This window comes from Paractinoplanes pyxinae (assembly GCF_026626335.1).
Taxonomy (GTDB): Bacteria; Actinomycetota; Actinomycetes; order Mycobacteriales; family Micromonosporaceae; genus Actinoplanes; species Actinoplanes pyxinae.
Genome location: NZ_JAPNTZ010000019.1, coordinates 72424 through 87147 on the forward strand (window position 1 = coordinate 72424; position 14724 = coordinate 87147).

The 14724-nt window shown below is 70.7% G+C and carries 11 protein-coding genes; 3 read left to right on the top strand and 8 right to left on the bottom strand.

Going from position 1 to position 14724, the window contains the following annotated elements:
• Positions 1-1174: 1174 nt before the first annotated feature.
• Together OWR29_RS40210 and OWR29_RS40215 are read right to left on the bottom strand one after the other, a co-directional pair.
• Positions 1175-2668 (bottom strand): glycosyltransferase, encoded by a 1494-nt coding sequence (locus OWR29_RS40210; RefSeq protein ID WP_267568825.1) that lies wholly within the window; start codon positions 2666-2668, stop codon positions 1175-1177.
• A complete protein-coding gene (locus OWR29_RS40215) occupies positions 2584-3216 on the bottom strand; it encodes a DedA family protein (RefSeq protein WP_267568826.1) in 633 nt (210 codons plus the stop codon). The genes OWR29_RS40210 and OWR29_RS40215 overlap by 85 nt, the downstream gene beginning before the upstream one ends.
• Positions 3217-3350: 134 nt before the next feature.
• On the opposite strand from OWR29_RS40215, the gene OWR29_RS40220 reads away from it, so the two are divergent.
• Positions 3351-4535 carry a sensor histidine kinase gene (locus OWR29_RS40220; RefSeq protein ID WP_267568827.1) on the top strand — a complete coding sequence of 395 codons (1185 nt, stop codon included), beginning with the start codon at positions 3351-3353 and terminating at the stop codon, positions 4533-4535.
• Positions 4532-5200: a response regulator gene (locus OWR29_RS40225; protein WP_267568829.1), complete on the top strand. Its 669-nt coding sequence runs from the start codon at positions 4532-4534 to the stop codon at positions 5198-5200. Before OWR29_RS40220 ends, OWR29_RS40225 begins: the two co-directional genes overlap by 4 nt.
• On the opposite strand, the gene OWR29_RS40230 is transcribed toward OWR29_RS40225, so the two are convergent.
• Complete coding sequence (locus OWR29_RS40230; protein ID WP_267568830.1) at positions 5197-5673, bottom strand: hypothetical protein; 477 nt, start codon at positions 5671-5673, stop codon at positions 5197-5199. The genes OWR29_RS40225 and OWR29_RS40230 overlap by 4 nt on opposite strands.
• Positions 5674-5748: 75 nt before the next feature.
• A complete protein-coding gene (locus OWR29_RS40235; RefSeq protein WP_267568831.1) occupies positions 5749-9846 on the bottom strand; it encodes an ALF repeat-containing protein in 4098 nt (1365 codons plus the stop codon).
• Positions 9847-10093: 247 nt separating this feature from the next.
• On the opposite strand from OWR29_RS40235, the gene OWR29_RS40240 reads away from it, so the two are divergent.
• Positions 10094-10615, top strand: a complete 522-nt coding sequence (locus OWR29_RS40240) for a hypothetical protein (protein ID WP_267568832.1) — start codon at positions 10094-10096, stop codon at positions 10613-10615.
• A gap of 14 nt (positions 10616-10629) precedes the next feature.
• Here the strand turns inward: OWR29_RS40240 and OWR29_RS40245 are convergent, their stop codons facing one another.
• Genes OWR29_RS40245 through OWR29_RS40260 form a run of 4 tightly spaced genes read right to left on the bottom strand, consistent with a single transcriptional unit; the run spans position 10630 to position 14700 of the window.
• A complete protein-coding gene (locus OWR29_RS40245) occupies positions 10630-11985 on the bottom strand; it encodes a S28 family serine protease (protein WP_267568833.1) in 1356 nt (451 codons plus the stop codon).
• Positions 11986-12005: 20 nt separating this feature from the next.
• Entirely contained in the window at positions 12006-13007 is a 1002-nt protein-coding gene (gene dmpG / locus OWR29_RS40250; protein ID WP_267568834.1) for a 4-hydroxy-2-oxovalerate aldolase, read from the bottom strand.
• On the bottom strand, positions 13004-13930 hold the full coding sequence (locus OWR29_RS40255) for an acetaldehyde dehydrogenase (acetylating) (protein ID WP_267568835.1): 927 nt from the start codon (positions 13928-13930) through the stop codon (positions 13004-13006). The genes dmpG and OWR29_RS40255 overlap by 4 nt, the downstream gene beginning before the upstream one ends.
• Complete coding sequence (locus OWR29_RS40260) at positions 13930-14700, bottom strand: 2-keto-4-pentenoate hydratase (RefSeq protein WP_267568836.1); 771 nt, start codon at positions 14698-14700, stop codon at positions 13930-13932. Before OWR29_RS40260 ends, OWR29_RS40255 begins: the two co-directional genes overlap by 1 nt.
• Positions 14701-14724 lie beyond the last annotated feature (24 nt).

Below are 14724 nucleotides of genomic sequence, written 5' to 3' on the forward strand. Positions count from 1 at the left end.
TTCCGAAACCACCGCCCCCGTCCCACCTCCAACCGCTCAACACCCGCCCGACCATCGCTCAAACGCCCGGCCCCCGAGCGAGCCGCGCTCAAACGCGCAACCTCCGGGCGACCGTCACCCGAATGCCCAGCCCCCGAGCGAACCCCGCTCAAACGCGCAACCCCCGGGCGACCGTCACCCGAATGCCCAGCCCTCGAGCGAGCCCCGCTCAAACGCGCAACCTCCGGGCGACCGTCACCTGAATGCCCAACACCTGAGCGTTTGAGGTTCGAACGCGCAGCCTCGGCCAGGGCGGCATCCAAGCCGGCCAGCTCACCATGCGCCGCGCCCGAACGAACCGGCTCGAAGTAGGCTGGCTCACCACCAGCAACAATCCCATGAGCTTTGTCTCGATGACCATCGTCCGAGCGCTCCACATCTGAGCGAGCACTGAGCGAAGGTGCAACTTCAGCGCGAGCAACGGACGAGCGCTCACTGCGCGAACGTGCAACTTCTGCGCGAGCATCGTCCGAACGCTCAACGTCCGAGCCAGAACTGCGCGAACGTGCAACCCCTGCGCGAGCGTCGTCCGAACGCTCAACGTCCGAGCCAGAACTGCGCGAACGTGCAACCCCTGCGCGAGCATCGTCCGAACGCTCAACGCCCGAGCCAAAACTGCGCAAACGTGCAACCCCTGCGCGAGCATCGTCCGAACGCTCAACGCCCGAGCCAAAACTGCGCAAACGTGCAACCCCTGCGCGAGCATCGTCTGAACGCTCAATCTCTGACTGAGCACTGCGCGAACATGCAACCCCTGAGCGGGCGTCGTCCGAACGCTCAACGCCCGAGCCGGCACTGCACGAACATGCAATCCCTGAGCGGGCGTCGTCCGAGTGCGCGGCCTCTGAGCGAACGCTGAGCGAACGTGCAACCTCCGCGCGAGCATCATCCAAACGCTCAACGCCCGAGCCGGCACCGTCCGGATACGCAACCTCTGACCGAGCGCTGTGCGAATGTGCAACCTCTGAGCGGTCATCGCCTGAGTGCGCGACTTCTGAGCGAACGTTGCGCGAGTGTGCAGTTTCTGAGCGAACGTTGTCCGAACGTGCAACGCCTGAGCGAGCGGGCTCGGTGCGGTCTTGCGGAGACCCGACGGCTTTCCCCGGCAGCGGGTCTTCGTGGGCGGTTGCGGTCGTCATGCGGGGACCTCGGCGGGTGCGGGGGCGCGGCGGATCGCGTACAGCTGCTCGAAGGCGGCCACCGTTCGGGACTCGTCGTGCTGTTCGGCTACGGCGCGAGCTTTGCGGCCCAAGGCCTGCGCGTGCTGCGGGTCGCCGAGCAGGAGCATCAGGCGGTCGGCCAGGGCGTCGCTGTCGCCGGGCGGGAACAGGTAGCCGGTTCCTCCGTTCTCGACCAGGTGGGGCAGGGCGGCGGCGTCCGCCCCTACCACCGGGCGGCCGCTGGCCATTGCCTCCAGGGTGACCAGGCTTTGCAGTTCGGCGGTGCCGGCGTTCACGAAGACCGTCGTGGCGGCGTACGCGGACGGGAGGTCTTCGTCGGGCACGAAACCGGTGAACGTCACATGCTCGCTTATGTTCATTTCCGCGGCCAATTCGCTCAACTTCGGCCGTTCGGCGCCGGCACCGACGAGCAACAACTGCGCGTCCATGCTCGCGCGCACCTTCGCGAACGCGCGGATGACCACGTCCAGGTTCTTCTCGGCGTCCAGTCGTCCCACGTAGGTGATCGCGGGCTTGTCCGGCACTCCATAACGCAGACGGAACTCGCCGATCTCGGACCGCGAACCAATCTCGGCCCGTGAACCGACCCCAACATGCGAACCGCCTTCAGTCCGCGAGCCGGTTCCGGCCCACGAACCGACTTCAGCCGGCGAAACAAACCCAGGCTGCGAGTCGGTCTCAGCTCGCGAACCGGTTCCCACGCACGAACCGACTCCAGCCGGCGAGCCACTCCCAGCCTGCGAACCGGACTCAGCCCGCGAGCCAGCCTCGGCCCACGAACCGGTCCCGGCCCGTGAGCCGGTCTCAAACGACGCGCTGACACCGGCCTGCGAGCCGCCGTCGACCTGCGAACCGGTCTCGGTGTGGGAACGGAAGCGCGCTAGATCAACCCCGTTCGAGATGGGCAGGACCGGGCCGGGCACCCCGGCCACCGTGGCCAGCGCGGCGGCGTAAGGCGTCGGCGCGGTGACCACGTCGGCCAAGGCGAAGACCCGGGCGGCGTCGCGCCACGCCCAGCCGTGCACGCTCAGCCGGGCCGCCTCGCCGATCGGTAGGTAGTGGACCAGGTTTTCGGGCATGAAGTGGTTGGTCGCGACGATCAGGATTTTGCGCGAACGTGCAGCTTCGATCAGTGCCCGGCACAGGGGGAAGTGGCTCTGCACGTGCAGCACGTCCGGCTGCACCTCGTCGAGGATTCGCCGGGCCTCCGCCCTCAGCCCCAGCGGCGCGCAGAAGCGGAAGCCGGGATGGCCGGGCATCGGCAGCGACCGCACGCGGTGCTCGACCACGCCGTCGCGGGTCATTCCGGTGGAACTGCGATAGCCCGTGGACGGCACGGCGACATGCACCTCGTGCCGCACAGTCAGCGCCACGGCCAGGCGCTGGGCAAAGGCGGCGGCGCCGTTGACGTGAGGGGCGTAGGTGTCGGCTCCGATGAGGATGCGCATGAGGGGTTTCCCTTCCGGAAATAGTGACGAGAGACGAGGTGGAACAGCGCGACCGGCACGGCGACGGCCGCGGTGAGCAGGAAGATGCCGCCGGGCCGGTCGAGCAGCCCGGTCAGACGGCTGCCGAGCAGGGCGCCCAGACCGATCAGCACCAGACCTCGTACGGCCGCAATCGCCCCGACCCAGGCGGCGAACCGCCGATACGGGATCCGGGACAGCCCGGCCGAGACGAAGGCCGGCAGCGCGAAGACGTCGACGAGTTTGGCCGTGACGACCAGCCGGGGCAGCGGCATCTCGGCCAGCCGGTGCACCCGCAGCTTGCGCAGCACTCGCGCCGCCCACGGCCGCCGCGCCCACCGGCCCAGCAGGTAGAGCAGGCTGTCCCCGACCACCTCGGCCAGCACGACGATCGCCCAGATCGGCCAGAACACGGCCAGCCCGGCGCCGACGAGCGTGCCCGCGGCGATGGTCGCGGCCGGGCCCTCGACGAGCACCATCGGCCCGAGCACCAGGTACGGGTGCTGCAGCACGGCCTGTGTCAGATCCATGCCGAGAAGGTTCCGGGGAAGGTTGCGCACCGGGCGTCCGTCCGCGGGGCCCTTCCGCGTAGCTCCGTGGTAGGGGGTCGGATGGTTCGCCGGTGGGACGCCCGCAGCGGTTCCGGGTGGGTAACGTCGCCGGTGTGGAACCGGTGAGACGGCTGTGGGTGCTGGTCGTGGGGGCGGCGGCCGGCGTTTTGCTGATCACGACGTCGCTGCTGATGACCTCGGTCTACGACGTGCCGCTGCTGGTCTCGTACGCCGCCGCCACCGCCCAGTGCGCAGCGCTGCCGCTGGCCCTGCGCCGGCCCTGGCTCGCTCTTGTCCTGCAGCTGGCCGGGGTGGCGACGTTCGCCTGGGTGCAGCCGGACAGCGACGACATGTGGCCCCTGACCCTTCCCGTGATGGTTCTGCTGGTGGCGCACATCGGGCTGATCGCCGCCACCCGGGCGTGGCGCGACGCCGTCGTCACCTGGTGGGCCAGCATCCTGGCCGGCATCCTGCTGGTGCTGGCCGACCCGCGCGGCCGGCTGCTCGACGACGCCGCCGGCCCGTTGGTGCTGTACGCCACCACCTCGGTGCTGGTCGTGTTCGGCGCGATCGCCTGGCGCCAGCGCGACGAGGCCCGCCGCCAGCTGGCCGAGGCCTACCGCGACGTCGAGCTCGAGCACGCGCAGCGGGCCCTGGTCGAGGAGCGCAACCGCATCGCCCGCGAGCTGCACGACGTCGTGGCGCACAGCATGTCGGTCATCCACATGCAGGCCACCTCGGCCGCGTACCGGATTAAGGACCTTGACCCGGAGTCGAAGGCCGAGTTCGGCCGGATCGCCGCGGGCACGCGGGGCGCACTGCGTGAGATGCGGCAGCTGCTGGCGCTGCTGCGCGACGAGGACGCCGACAACGAGCTGCGGCCGATGCCCGACCTCCAGCATCTGGGCGAATTGGCCGATTCCGTACGCCGTGGTGGCATCCCGGTCGAGCTGGAGGTGGCCGACACCGAGCTGCCCGACACCGTGGGGCTGGCCGCGTACCGGATCGTGCAGGAGTCGCTGAGCAACGTCGTGCGGCACGCGCCTGGCGCGCCGACCCGCATCAGGGTCAGCGTGGACGACGGCTCGCTGGTCGTCGTCGTCGAGAACGACCTGCCGACCGAGGTCCCGCGCGCGATCGAGGAATCGCCGGCCGCCGGTCATGGCCTGGTCGGCATGCGCGAGCGGGCCCGGCTGGCCGGCGGCACGCTGCAGGCCGGCCCGCGCCCCGAGGGCGGCTATCGCGTAGAAGCGTCGTTCCCGCTGGAAGAAAAGGAAGAAAAGGAGGACCCCGCATGATCCGCGTGCTCGTGGTCGACGACCAGCCGATGATCCGCGCCGGCATCCACGCGATCCTCGATTCCCAGCCCGATCTGTCGGTGGTCGGCGAGGCCGAGAACGGCCGGGTGGCGATCGACAAGGCCCGTACGCTGCGCCCCGACGTGGTTCTGATGGACGTCCGCATGCCCGAGCTCGACGGCCTGGCCGCCACCCGCGAGCTGCTGGCCGCGCCCGGCGAGAGCCCGAAGGTGCTGATGCTCACGACGTTCGACATCGATGATTACGTGTACGAGGCGTTGCGCGCAGGAGCGAGCGGTTTCCTGCTGAAGGACAGCGAGCCCGAAGAGCTCATGCGGGCCGTGCGCGTGGTGGCCAACAGCGAGTCCCTGCTCTCCCCCAGCATCACCCGCCGCCTGATCGAGAACTTCGTCGACGCCCAGCCCACCCCGCCCACGACGGCCCTGAACGCGCTGACCGACCGGGAACGCGAGGTCCTGCGGCACGTCGCGATGGGCATGTCCAACGCCGAGATCGCCAAGGAGCTGTTCATCGCCGAGCAGACCACCAAGACCCACGTGAGCCGGATCCTGCACAAGCTGAGCCTGCGCGACCGGGTGCACGCCGTGGTCTTCGGCTACGAGAACGGGCTGGTCACCCCGGGCCGCCGGCCGGGCCGGAGCTAGCGCTCGGCGTCGAGCCGGTCGGCCGCCCGCTCCACAGTGTCCGCGAATTCGTCCGGCCGGATCCGGGCCACGAACACCTTGCCCCGATCTTCCGGGAAGGGATGACTCGGCCGCCGGAACTGGAAGACGATCACGAGGTCGCCGTCCAGGTAGGCGTACATCGACACATTGTCGACGATCTCGCTCCACCGCATGAACCAGAACTGCTGCCGGAAACCGGTCTGGTCGGCCCGAAGCAGTTCGAAGATTTCTTCCGGCGTGTTTTCCGGGAACGGGCACGGCTTGATGGCGCGTTGCCGGACCCGTTCCGCGTCCCGACGCATGTAAAGGACCAGCGACGACACGTAAGCCTCGTTGTCGTCCACGGTCAGCCGTTTACCGCCGGCCCACAGGTCGACGACGCGAAGAGTGGGCGACGTGAATTCGCCTATTTCCACACTGAATGTGGCGCGATCGCCGAAGGGCTGCGTCATGACGTCACCAAAATTAGCATCCTGGGAATGGAGAAAGAGAACCGCCCCGCCAGAGCCGGCGGGGCGGTTCGTCAATCACTTCTTGCGCTTGATCTGGATCGGGATGTCTTGTTCCTCGATCGGATCGGGCTGGCCGTTCTTCCGGACGCCGTTACTGGCTCCGCTGAAGTGCCAGTTGCCGTTCTGATCGTTGAAGTACCGGTAGTAGACGGCCTTCTTGCCCTTGCCGATCTTGGCCCAGCGGACGCCCTCGATGTCGATGCTGTTCGCGAACTGCTCTTCCGCGTCGGCCGGCAGAACGCACTTCCGCGGGTTGTACGGCTCCGTTCCGCCGTACGGGTCGTGGTGCCCGTTGTTCTCGTAGACCGGGGGCTTCGGCGGGTCCTCCGGAATCTTGACCGGGCAGTTGTGGACCAGAACCGCCGCGTTGCCGGCCGCCACGTAATAGGTCGGAACCTCGGCGATGCTGAGGTTGTGAACCTGGGTCGTCACGGTGCGTTCGGTGACCGTGGCGACCTGCACCCGATTGCCGTCCAGGCCCAGCAGCGGCATGCCCGCGGCCAGGGCCGAGGCCGGAACCCAGGCGTTCAGCGGCGGAACCCAGAACGGGTGGCTCTGGGTGGCCGAGACGACGACCGGCTCGGTGCTCGGGTTGTTGTCGTCGTCGATGCCGATGTCGATGATCCGCTTGACGCCGACGGACGTCGTGGTGCCCGCCACCGCCTTCGCCGCGACGCCGCCGACCGTCGGCTCGGTCGCCTGGACCTCGTCGTCCTTCTGGACCTGTTCGATAGCGACCCGGCGGCCACTGGCCAGCACGACCAGCGTGCCCGGAACGAAACTGCTTCCCTTGCACCGCTTGAAGAGCTTCTCGAACAGCTCCTTGATGGAGCGCAGCTTGTCCGAGTTCTTGAACGCCTTGATGCCGGTCGCGGCGTACCCCAGCACCGGAATGGCCGAGAAGCCGGACAGGATGCCACCGACGTAGTCGCCGCGACCGAACGAGACCGCCGCGTCGATGCCGTCGCACACCTCACCCGCGCCGGGGATCAGGCCGCAGGCCATAAGGGTGAACTGCAGGACGTCGAGCAGCAGTTCCTGGTTCTCGCCGACCAGTTCCTTGATGTCGCCGAGCATCGCGCAGCCGGAGGTGCCGTTGTTCGCCGGGTTGCTGCACTTGGCCGGGTCGATCAGCGCGCCGGCGAAGTCCTTGTACACCTTGATGCACTCGGACGACACCGCGGACGGATCGAGGACCAGACAGCCCCACGTCTTCTGGTCGTCGGCGGCGGTGCCCTGGCCGTCGGCGCCGCTGCCCGGAGCGGTGCTGCGCTGCTGCGCCTCCCACTCCTTCACCTTCGCCGAGTAGATCGCGGCGGCCTGCTTGGCCGCGACGTCGGCGGCCGCCGCGTCCTTGCCGGCCGCCTGCGCGTCCGCCCGAGCCGACTCCGCGGCCCGGTACGCCGCGGTGGCCGACTGCTGCGCCCGGTGCGACGCGGCCGTGGCGGTCGCGGCGGACTGGGCCGCCCGGCTGGCCGACGCCTGCGCCGAGTTGGCCGCGTTGCGGGCCGTGGTCGCGCTGGCGGCGGCCTGCTCGGCCGACTTCTGCGCGGCGGTGGCCGCGGTGGCGGCGTTCTGCCGGTGCTCTTCCGCCTTTGTGGACGCCGCCCGAGCCGCCGCGGCGAACTTGTCCGCGTCGGCCGAGAGGTTGCGCGCCCGCTGCGCCGCCTCGCCCGCCTTGTTGGCGTCGTAGAGCGCGGTGTTCGCGTACTGCTGGGCCTGCCCGACCAGCGCCCGCATCGAGTTGACGTGGGCCGTCTGCTCGGCGTCGAGCTGCGCGGCGTCGTAGCGGCCGACGGCCAGGAAGTACGACACGTACGAGGCCGGACCGGCCAGCGCGACCTGTCCCGCCGCCTTGACCTCGGGGCATTCGCAGTCCATGGCCCGGTACGCCAGCAGGCGCTCGTCGGCCGCCCGGGCCGCGTGCTGCCCGTCCCGCAGGAACACATGCGCCTCGGTGGCCGTGCCGGCCAGCGCCTTCTGGGCCGCCGCCTTCAGGTTCGGCATGTCGGTCGCGGCCGCGATGATCGCGTAGAGCTTCTGCCGGTCGAGACCGACCTTGCCCGGGTAGGCCCGGGTGCGCAGGAACGCCTCGACTGTCGCGTCGTCACCGTTCAGCGCGGTCTGGACCGCGGTCTTCTCGGCCCCGTCGGGCAGCGTGTCGACCAGCCGCCAGGCCCGGGCCCGGTCGTCCTGGCCCGCCGCGAAGCGCCGGCCCTCGGTCAGCCACGACCGCAGCTCGGTCTCGCCGCCGGTCAGCACGGCCTCGGCGGCTTTCTTCGTCCAGTCGCCCCCGGTCGTGGTCAGCGCGAGGGCCGCCCGCCGCCCGTTGTCGAGCACCACCGCGGTCGAGGCGCCGGACACGCTCGCCTGGTCCAGCAGCTGCCGGGTGCCCGCGTCGATGCGGTCCTGCTCGGCGGTGTCCCAGGCCAGCGTCCGGTTCCACGCCGCGGCCTCGCCGCCGGACGCGGTCACCGCCCGCTCGACGGTCAGCGCCTCCTGCGCGGCCAGCACACCCTGCTGGGTCCACTCGGCCCGTCGCGCCTCGTCCTCCTCGCGGGCCAGCTTCTCGACAGTGGCGGCGTCACCGGCCGCCTGCACGGCCAGGTTGGCCGACTCGACCGCCGCCTGTGCGCGCTCGTACGCCTCCACCGCGGACTTGCGGCCCGCTTCGGCGGCCTCGGCAGCCCGGATGGCCGCCGCGGCCGCGTTGTCGGCGTGCTCGGCCGCCCGCGCCGCGAAGGCGAAGGCCTCCTGCGACGCCTTGGCCGCGGACGCGGCCAGGGCCTCGGCCCGGTCCGCCGCACGGTCGGCGGTGGCCGCCGCGGCGGCGGCCTCACCGGCCGCGTTACGGGCCCGAGCGGCCTGCGCGGCCGAGACGCCGGACTGCCGCCCGGCCTCGTCGGCGGCCAGACCGGCCGCGGCCGCGTTCCCGCTCGCCCGCTTGGCCGCCTGGGAGGCCGCCTTCGCCTGGGCCTGGGCCCGGTCGGACTCGGCCTTGACCTGGGCCAGCTCGCGCGCCTTGGCCGCCGCGTCGCGGGCCGCCTCGGCGGCCTCGCGGGCGAGCCGGGCGTCGCCGGCGTTCAGGTGGGCCGCCGACGCCGCCCGCTGGGCGCGGGCCGCCGCCTGCGCCGTCAGGGATGCCGCCGACTGGGCCCGCCGGGACGCGTCGGCCGCGACCCGGGCCGCCCGCATCGCCGCGTTCGAGGCGCTGATCGCCTCGCGGGCCGCGTTGGCCGCGCCCTGAGCGGCGTCCGCCGCCCGGCCGGCCGCCGCCGACGCCTTCGCCGCGTCCTTGCCGGCCGCCTTGGCCTCGGCCGCCGCGGTCTGGGCGGCGCCCTTGGCCTGCGCGGCCGCCTGCTCGGCCCGCTCCGAGGCCTCCTGAGCGGCCAGCGCCTCGCGTGCCGTGTCCAGCCCGGCGTCGCGGGCCTGCGTGGTCAGCGCGGTGAGCTGGGCCGTCTCTTTGTCCCGGGCCCGGGCCGTGAACTGGCCGCGAGCGAGGAAGTCGTGCAGTTGGTCGGCGGTGCCGGCCAGGGCCTCCTTGGCCGCGGCGTCCAGCACCGGACCGCTGTTGTTGACGGCGCCGGTGAGCATCCGCGTCGCCTCGAGCCGCTCGTCGGCGTACTGGGCCGCGTCCCGCCCCGAGCTCATGAACTCGGTCATGTCGTCGGCCGAGCCCTCGAGCGCCCGCTGAGCGGCCGCCTTCATGGTCGGGCCGCCGCCCTCGATGAGCCGGTAGGCGCGGATCCGCTCGTCCGCTTCGAACGGCTTGTGCCAGCCGTCGTCGATGAACGCCTGCACCTGGGCCCGGGAGCCGGCCAGGGCCTGCTCGGCCGCGCCCCGCACGGTCGGACCGTCCATGGCCGCGAGCACCTGGGCCGCCGAGCGCTCGTCGGCCTCCATGGCCGCGTCGTAGCCGCTGTCCAGATAGGTCTGCAGGTCGGCGTCCGAGCCGGTCAGCGCGGCCTCGGCCGCCCGCCGCACCGACGGGCCGCCGGCCGAGAGGTCCCAGACCGCCTCCTGGCGGTCCATGTCCACGTCCTCGGCGGCCGCGGCGGGCGAACCCGCGGACAGCAGCGAGGCGAACAGGACCAGGACGAGAACGGTGGCCAAGGATCTGAGGCCGGAAAGGAAAGGCCCTGATCTGATCAGGGCAGCATGATTGGACCGCACTGTGACGGCACCCCCCGTGGAAGCTGTACAAGGCGCCCGGAGGATATCGAAGATCGCCGTTGGCCAACAACTCTGCGCACAGAGTCACACCGGGTTGCGGGCATTGATCACCGCGGATAGGGTTCCAGCCGCCGGCTCTCGCCACGGGGGTGAGTGAGCGGCCACATTCTCAACGGGGGAAACAAACATGAAGGGTGCCAAGGCGCTCTCGGCTCTTGCTGTCCTCGCGGTCGCCGGCGGTATCGGCGTGGCCGTCTCGGGCGTCACCGCGGCCCAAGCCGATGACACACCGCCGTCGCTGGTCGAGGACTACACCCACCCGGGCGCCGCAGCCATCCTGGCCGAGCACGACCTGAAACTGTTCAAGGGTGACGGGCACATCCTGTTCGACTCCAAGCGCACCCTCGACGACGGCCAATGCCCGGTCGGGCTCATCCAGGTCGAGAAATCCACCGCCGGCCTGCCACCGTTCGGCTACTACTACTGCTTCAAGAGCATCGGCACCAAGGGCTTCCTCACCCTCGAGGTCCCCGGCACCTTCGGCGTCCGCGGCGGCACCGAAGACCTGATCGTCAAGGCCAAAGTCTCCGGCGACCCCAACGCCGAAACCAAGGAGTTCGAGGTCGAGCCCAACGAGCCCGTCGCGATCGACCCCGGCGCGGGCAACGACTTCCCCAAGGCCGTCCTGGTCGAGATCCGCATGAGCTGACCACCCGCGACGACCTAGCGGCGCGGCTCCAGCATGTCCTCGAAGGGCAGCTCGGCGGCCGGCCGCTGGGTCAGGGTGGTGGCAGTGACGCCGGCCCAGCGGCGCAGCGTGGCGGTGGCCTCGGCGGCGTCGGCCGGGTTCAGGCGTGAGATGTTCGCGCCGTGGTTGGCGCCGGGCGCGACGTAGAGCGCGGAATCCCGCCGGCTCGGCGTGAAGCGCTCGGCGCCCCACGGGTCGTTCTCGCCGTAGACGAACATCATGCGCTGCGACAACGTGCGCACCCAGAGGTCGACGTCGATCATCGGCAGCGGGTTGTGCGGACGGCGCAGCTCGGCCGGCAGCGACGAGTTCGCCGTGTAGAGGCCGGGGTAGCGCCGCAGGCCGCGCAGGTGCTCGAAGCCCAGCGACGGCCAGCCGAGCTGGGTGGCCGCCTGGTAGTAGTACGGGAAATAGGGTTCGAGGCCCTGGTCGGTGTAGAACGACCAGCCGGCCACGCCGTCGATCCAGTCGAACAGCTCGTCGTCGGTGGCGGTGGCGGGCGGCACGTCCGCGCAGTCGGCGGCCAGGCTGTACTGCCAGAACGCCCACACCGTGTCGAGCACGGTCATCTCGAACGCCCGGTCGGCCGTCCCGAGCGTCCGCGCGTACGACAAACCCGACGCTTCCAGGCGGGGCACGAGCCGATCCCGCCGCTTCAACGCCTCTTTCTGCACGGTGTCGAGCGCGCTGCGGCAGGCGGGGTCGCCCACCGTACGGAAGAACCGGTCGTACGCCCCGTCTAGGTCGTTCAGCGAGTCGTTGGGCGCCACATAGGCCACCACGCCGTCGATGTCGTTCGGATAGAACCGCCGGTGGTAGACCGACGTCATGCCGCCCTTGCTGGCTCCCGTCTGGATCCACTTGGCCGAGTAGATGGTCTTGAGCGCCTGCACGATCCGGTGCTCGTCGCTCGCCTCCTGCCAGATGGTCAGGTCCGACCAGTCGGCCGGCGCCGGCCGTGACGGCGTGAAGAAGCGGTGCTCCACCGACACCTGGTTGGCGTCCAGCAGCCGGGTCGGCTCGGTGCGCCCGGCCGTCGGGTTGGCCGCCAGCCCGTACCCACCGGTCGCCAGCACCACCGGAGCGTCGACCGACCGGTGCAGCAGCGTGAGTCGTTGCTCGTACGTGCCCTGACCCGGATGCCGATGGTCGGCCGGCTGGCGATAGGTGAGCACGAAGAACCGGTAGCCGGTGGGCGCGCTCTCCGAGACGACGGTCAGCCCGGGGATCGCCTTCAGGCGGTCGAGCAGATCGTCGGCCGCGGCCCGGGCCGGCGACGCGACCACGAAGGACGGCAGGAGGAGCGCGAGCACGGCAAGCAAGCGACGCATTGACACATACTAATGAGCGGTCAAGAGGTCAGGTCGAGAGCGATGTCCACGATCAGGTCCTCCTGACCGCCGACCAGACCCCGCTTGCCCACCTCGACCAGCAGGTCGCGCACGTCCACGCCGTACCGCTCGGCCGCCACCTCGGCGTGCCGCAGGAACGAGCTGTAGACGCCCGCGTAGCCGAGGGTCAGCGTCTCGCGGTCGACCCGCACCGGGCGGTCCTGCAGCGGGCGCACGAGGTCCTCGGCCGCGTCCTGCAGCGCGAACAGGTCGCAGTTGTGCTCCCAGCCCTTGAGGTTGGCCACGGCCACGAACGGCTCGATCGGGCAGTTGCCGGCGCCCGCGCCCTGACCCGCAAGGGAGGCGTCGACCCGGTACACACCTTCCTCGACGGCGACCATCGAGTTGGCCACCGACAGTGACAGGTTCTCGTGGGCGTGGATGCCGATCTCGGTGGCCGGGTCGAGCACGTCGCGGTAGGCCCGGATCCGGTCCCGTACGCCGTCCATCATCAGCCGGCCGCCGGAGTCGGTGACGTAGACGCAGTGGGCGCCGTACGACTCCATCAGCTTGGCCTGCTCGGCCAGAAGAGAAGGGGGCGCCATGTGGCTCATCATCAGGAAGCCGCTGACGTCCATGCCCAGTTCGCGCGCGGTGGCGATGTGCTGCGCGGAGACGTCGGCCTCGGTGCAGTGGGTGGCGATCCGGACCGAGCGGACCCCCAGCGCGTACGCCTGCTTGAGCTCGGCGATCGTGCCGATGCCGGGCAGCAGCAGCGTGGTCAGGCGGGCCCGCGAGATGTTGGCCGCCGCCACCTCCAGCCACTCCCAGTCGGTGTGCGAGCCCGGCCCGTACGTCAGGCTGCTGCCGGCCAGGCCGTCGCCGTGCGACACCTCGATGCCGTCCACGCCGGCCGCATCGAGCGCCCCGACGATCTTGGCCACCGAGTCGAGTTCCATCCGGTGCCGGACGGCGTGCATCCCGTCCCGCAACGTCACGTCCTGCACAAAGATCTTCGTCATGCCGCAAGCCTCTCCGCCGCGGCGATGGCCGCCGAAGTCATGATGTCGAGATTTCCCGCGTACGCCGGCAGGTAGTGGGCGGCGCCTTCGACCTCGAGGAAGACCGACACCTGATGGGTCACGGCGGCCGCACCGACGAGAGTGTGCACCGGTTGCCCGTCCGGAATGGGGTTGATCTGCACCTGCTGCTTGAGCCGGTAGCCGGGCACGTACCCCGCCACCACCTTGACCATCTGCTCCACCGAGTCCTTGATCGCCTCGCGCGTCTCGGCCTCGGGCGCGTCGACCAGGCACAGCACCGTGTCTCGCATGATCAGCGGCGGCTCGGCCGGGTTCAGCACGATCAGCGCCTTGCCCCGGCCCGCTCCCCCGACCTTCTCGATGGCCTGCGCGGTCGTCTCGGTGAACTCGTCGATGTTGGCGCGGGTGCCCGGCCCGGCGGACTTCGACGCGATCGACGCGACAATTTCCGCGTACGGAACGGGCGCGACCTTCGAAACGGCGGCCACGATCGGAATCGTGGCCTGACCGCCGCAGGTGACCATGTTGATGTTCCGCGCCCCGGCTTCGAGGTCGAGGTTGACCGCCGGCACCACGAACGGCCCGATGGCGGCCGGGGTCAGATCGACAAGAATTTTCCCGTACGGCTCGAGCTTGGCCGCATTGGCGACATAGGCCCCGGCCGAGGTGGCGTCGAAGACGATTTTGATGTCCTCGAAGCCGGGCATGGCGATCAGCCCGTCCACGCCCTCGGCCGTGGTGGGCACGCCCAGCCGTCCGGCCCGCGCCAGCCCGTCCGAGGCGGGGTCGATGCCGACCATCGCCACGATCTCCAGCGTCTCCGAGAGGCGCAGAATTTTGATCATCAGGTCGGTGCCGATGTTGCCCGACCCGATGACGGCCACCTTCACCTTCGTACGCATCAGTTCTCCCCGAAGTTGGCCGAGACCGTGCCCAGCCCGCTCAGCGTGGCCGTGACCTGCATGCCCGGCGTCACCGGAACCATCGGCCCGAGCGCGCCGGACAGCACGACCTGACCCTCGCGCAGCGGCTCACCGTGGTCCCGGGCCGCCGCCGCCAGCCAGGCCAGCGCCGCGAGCGGGTCGCCCAGGCAGGCCGCGCCCGAGCCCTTGGAGACGACGGCGCCGTCGACGCTCATCTCCATCTGGATGTCGACCGGCCGCAGCGCGCCCAGCCCCACCCGCTGGTCGCCCAGCACGAACAGGGCGCTGGAGGCGTTGTCGGCGATCGTGTCGGCGATGCTGATGTCCCACCCGGCGATCCGGCTGTCCACGATCTCGAGCGCGGGCGCCATCACCTCGACCGCGGCGGCGACGTCGGCCGGCGTGAAGTCGCCGGTCAGGTCGGCCCGCAGCAGGAACGCCACCTCGGCCTCGACCCGCGGCTGCAGCAGGCTGCCCACCGGCACCGGGTCGTCCGCGCTGACGTCCATGTCGTCGAAGAGCACGCCGAAGTCGGGCTGGTCGACCCCGAGCTGCTTCTGCACGGCGGGCGAGGTCAGGCCGATCTTGTGCCCGACGATCCGGGCCGTGCGCAGCCGCAGCTCGGTCAGTTCCCGCTGGACGGCGTACGCGGCCTCGACGTCGTCGGAGCCGATCAGGTCGCGGACGGGCGGGCACGGGGTCTTCGTGCGCTGCGCGTCGAGCAGGCGTTGCGCCGCGGGCGTAGTCATGGGCCGACCATGCCTGATTTCCGG

Excerpts from the sequence above, each read along its gene's own strand:
- OWR29_RS40255 (WP_267568835.1), bottom strand. The coding sequence starts at position 13,930 with ATGCGTACGAAGGTGAAGGTGGCCGTCATCGGGTCGGGCAACATCGGC.
- OWR29_RS40240 (WP_267568832.1), top strand. The coding sequence starts at position 10,094 with ATGAAGGGTGCCAAGGCGCTCTCGGCTCTTGCTGTCCTCGCGGTCGCC.
- OWR29_RS40210 (WP_267568825.1), bottom strand. The coding sequence starts at position 2,668 with ATGCGCATCCTCATCGGAGCCGACACCTACGCCCCTCACGTCAACGGC.
- OWR29_RS40225 (WP_267568829.1), top strand. The coding sequence starts at position 4,532 with ATGATCCGCGTGCTCGTGGTCGACGACCAGCCGATGATCCGCGCCGGC.
- dmpG (WP_267568834.1), bottom strand. The coding sequence starts at position 13,007 with ATGACGAAGATCTTTGTGCAGGACGTGACGTTGCGGGACGGGATGCAC.
- OWR29_RS40260 (WP_267568836.1), bottom strand. The coding sequence starts at position 14,700 with ATGACTACGCCCGCGGCGCAACGCCTGCTCGACGCGCAGCGCACGAAG.
- OWR29_RS40215 (WP_267568826.1), bottom strand. The coding sequence starts at position 3,216 with ATGGATCTGACACAGGCCGTGCTGCAGCACCCGTACCTGGTGCTCGGG.
- OWR29_RS40245 (WP_267568833.1), bottom strand. The coding sequence starts at position 11,985 with ATGCGTCGCTTGCTTGCCGTGCTCGCGCTCCTCCTGCCGTCCTTCGTG.
- OWR29_RS40230 (WP_267568830.1), bottom strand. The coding sequence starts at position 5,673 with ATGACGCAGCCCTTCGGCGATCGCGCCACATTCAGTGTGGAAATAGGC.